The following is a 3,914-nucleotide window of genomic DNA, read 5'->3' as shown; positions in this document are numbered from 1 at the left end:
GCATAGAGCGGCTCATCGACCAGGCCGATGGAGCGTTCGGTCGCGTGGCAGGATCCGTGCTGGACTCGGCCAGCGCGATCAAGGCCGATTACGGGCATTTCGTGCAACTCGCCGCCGATACGCTCGACCAGGCTTCGGCCGGCCTGTCGGCGGCGTCCCAGGTCGCGCTGGTCCACCTTGCGCAGGCCGGCATCGATTTGCCGGCGGTCGTGGCGCATGCCAAGGCCATCCAGTTTGCGCTGGACCTTGAGCCGGCCGCGGATCCCGCGGCCTCGCCTCCGGTGCCGGCGCGATCCCCGATCGGTCTGCCGGCGGCCACGGCCGCCTATATCCAGGCGGTCGCCGATGCAGTGGCGGCCACCGGGCTGGCGAGGGACCAAATCGAGGACCTGCTCGACGACGTGGCTCTTGCCACCGACACCCGCGGCGACATCGATGGTGCGCACCTTGCCATGCTGGGCGCGGGTGTTCCGGCCGAGACTGCCAGGCGGCTGGAATCGGCACTTGCCGAACTGCAGCAATCCTTCGTCGCGACGGTGCCTGACGCTGTGCCGGTTCCTGGTAGCGGCCCCCCCGCACGCGAAAACATCGCCGCGCTGCAGACCGAGATCGTCCGCATCGCCTCGCGAATCAATCCCGGCGTGGATGTCGCCTTTTCCGAGCGGCTTTTCGCCGAAGGTGACACTGTGCTGCGCTCCGGCGCCGACCACCCCGGCCGCCAGCCGGTCGCCGGCCTCTACGAGCATGCGCGCGCGCTGATGTCGGTCGCGCTCGACCCGTCTCTCGATCCGCTTGATACCGCCTACCACGAATCCTGGCATTCGATCGAACGCCTGCTGACCGCCGATGAACTGCGGGTCCTCCGCAATCGCTATCCGGCGAACGGCACGCGCAGCCAGGACGAGGAGCTGGCATACCGGTTCGGCGCCTGGGCGCGCCGCCGGCACGAACTGATTGCCGCCCTCGAGCGTGACCGACCGCACTGGAGCTATCGTACCGTGGCCCGGTTTCTCGGCGAGGCCACGTTGCCCGGGAATTTGCGGCGCGCGACCACCTCGATCGTGCCGCTCAGTTTTGCCGACGCGCTGTCGCACCCCGACGGCCGGGTGAAAGGACTCCGAGCCTGGATCGCCGACAAAGCGGTCAATAGCACGGCCTGGCAGAACGCGCGCATGCGCGAGATCGAGGCGCGGCTGCGCGGCGATCACCCGTTCGACAAGGCGGCACGGCTGATCGACCGGATCGCGAACTGGGGCCGGAACCGCGGGTTCATCACCCCGTCGGACGTGTTCGCGAAGGCGATGTCCGGACGGCTCGGCCGGGACTGTCGCCGGCGCGCCGCGCTGGCGCTCGCCACCGGCCCGTCAGCGCTGCTGGCTCCCAGTTCCGTCATCGCTGCGAGCATCGGTCTGCCCGCCGCCTTCGACGACCGGCACGAGGCCGCCCGCATCGCCGGGATCGTCGAGAATCGCCCGCCCGCCGCGGCCGTCGCCGATATCGCCAGAGCGAGCCGCCATCTCGTCGCCGGCAGCGGCGGCCTGCCGGCCTCCGCGATCGTCGAATTGCCATCGGCAATGAACGGTCAGTCGTGGCGGCCGGCCGGAGCCCGAACTGAGATCCCGCTGCCGCCGCTCCCGCGGTTCGTCGCGACGGACGGGCTGGGCCGGATCCGGCTCGCCGGCCAGGACCCCATGGCGCTTGCACTCGCCGCGGGGATCGAGCTCGGTGATGCGGACTGGTCGCGGGCCGGCCTCGCGGCCCGACAATCCATCCTTGCCGATGGCTCGACGATCTCGCTCGCCCCCGCCGGCGAGCTGGCGGTGCGCGGTGCCGTCGACGCCTATGCGTCGACGGTCGACCGGCTCGGACGATACGCCCTCGCCATCGCTCAGGCGCCGGACGGGCCGGCGGAATCGGGCGTCGACGCGCTGCGCGAGGAACGTCGTGCTCTTCTCGACGCCCTGTCGGTCATCGTCGCCATGCCGGGGGTCCCGCAGCAGCCTGCCTCAGTCGCAGCGGCATTGCTCGCGGCCGGTCGGGCAAGCGACCGTGAGGCGCAGCGACTGTGGGGCCGCTCCGCTGATGGCGCCGACCTCTGGATCGCACTTGCTTCGGGCAAGGTGTCGCCGCGGCCGGCGAGCATCGGTACAGCGCTCGACGCCGAGCGTGCGGCGATACAGGTTGCGACCGTCTCCGCCGGCACGATCCCGGCGGAGTTCGCGCTTGGCCGTGACGATGACGCGGAGCTGCGCATCGGAGCGATCAACTCGCGGGAGGATGCAGCGGCGTTCCACGAGGCCATGGCCGAGCTCACCGAACCGATCGGCGCGGCCGTCGCAGAGGAGCCGGGTGATCGCCAGCTGTTCGACGCCGCACGAGCCCAGCGCCGCATCGTGGCATCGCTGGCCGAGATGCTCGACCTGCTCGACCGACCGGCGCCCGGCCTGCACCTGGCCGGCCTCGCGGTGGCGCAGCGGCGCGCCGAGCTCGCCGCGGCGACCGATCGCGCAAGCGATCGACAGATAGTCTCGGCAGCCGATCGGGCCGTCGCAGAGATCCGGCATCGCAGTGCCGAGCTGCGCTACCGCGCGGCGCTGGCCTCGGTCGGCATCGAGGCGGGCGGCAGCAGGCGCTTCGCGCTCGGCGGCGCCGATGACGCCGGCGAGCCCAGGGCCGGATCCTTCGATCTCGCCACAATCGAATCGAAGCTGATCGCGGAGCTCGCGGCCCATTCGTACCGCGTCGCGGAGCCGTACTCGACTCATCCCCGGCCCGAACTCGACGCCTGGTCGGCGATCGAGGAAATTCGCGACCTGACGCGCGGACCTGGGGCGGACGCGGAGCGCTGGCCGAAGCCTGAAGATATCGAGAGCGCTGTCCGCAGCGCGGTCTGGGCGATGCGCAACCACCCGGCAAACTTCCCGTTTCTCGACGAGCTCGGCATGTCGGCGATCGAGGCTGTGCCCGACCTCTATCGCACCATGCATGAAATCGCGTCGACCCCGCGCCCGGCGAGGATGCAGGCCCGCAAGGCGTCGCTCGCGCACGAGCGCTGGTTCCGCGCTGCCTTCCGCGATCGCCAGTACCGCCGCGGGGAGCCACGCTTCTCGCTCCCCTCCGGTGTCGTCGTCCTCGACGGGACCCGGGCCGCCGCCGAGGGTTCGTCGCGTGCCGCCAAGCTCCTGCGTCATGTCGACGATCTCGCAGCGCTGCTCGAGCGGGCGCCGACGATGACCGCCGCTCTCGAACGGCTGATGGCGTCGGCTCATGCGACACCCGAGGCCAATGCCCGTCTGGCCGCGATCGCGCTATCGGCGTCGCTGCACCCGGGCGCTCTCGAGCAGGCGCGCGACGAGCTGGCTGCACATGCGCGGCGGGTCCTGGCGGAATCGCGTACCTCGCTCACCGATGATGTGAGGCGACGCATCGGCAGCATCAACGAGGCCGCCTTGCGCGATGTGCTGGGGAAATCGGGCTGGCGGTGCGGCGAACTCGAGATCACGCCGGAATTCGCCGGTGGCCAGGTGGGGAATGCGGAGCGGCTGCATCTGCTGCAGCTCCTGGGGCCCAACGCCTCGATCCCCGTGCTCGTGCACGACGAGGTGCCGGACCTCGCTATTTCCGCAGCGATCGGTGGCAACGCCTGGGCGATCTGGAACCGGCATACTGGCGCGTCGATCGCCGACTGGCGGCCGGCCGGAGCGGGGGCAGCGGTTGCTCGCGGTGCCTCGGATGCCGAGCTCTCCCTGCAGGCAGCCGGGCCACAGCATCTCGGCGCCGTCGAACCGGCCGGCATCATCCGGCCGGATACCGCGGCCGATTTCGCCATTTTCCTGCAGTCGCTGCCGCTCGACTGGCGGCGGCTCCAGGGCCAGGGTACCGCAGATCCCGATGTCAGGACGCAGTTCTACCAG

At 70.8% G+C, this 3,914-nt stretch carries 1 protein-coding gene; it reads left to right on the top strand.

The window, feature by feature from the left end; translation table 11 throughout:
- Positions 1-44: 44 nt before the first annotated feature.
- The coding region (locus tag KAY22_RS25810) for a hypothetical protein (protein ID WP_296625962.1) at positions 45-3,914 on the top strand (3,870 nt) is incomplete at its 3' end.

The organism is Rhizorhabdus sp. (assembly GCF_018006725.1).
Taxonomy (GTDB): Bacteria; Pseudomonadota; Alphaproteobacteria; order Sphingomonadales; family Sphingomonadaceae; genus Rhizorhabdus.
The sequence above is the reverse complement of the archived record's forward strand: the minus strand, read 5'-3'. Positions and strand labels throughout refer to the sequence as shown.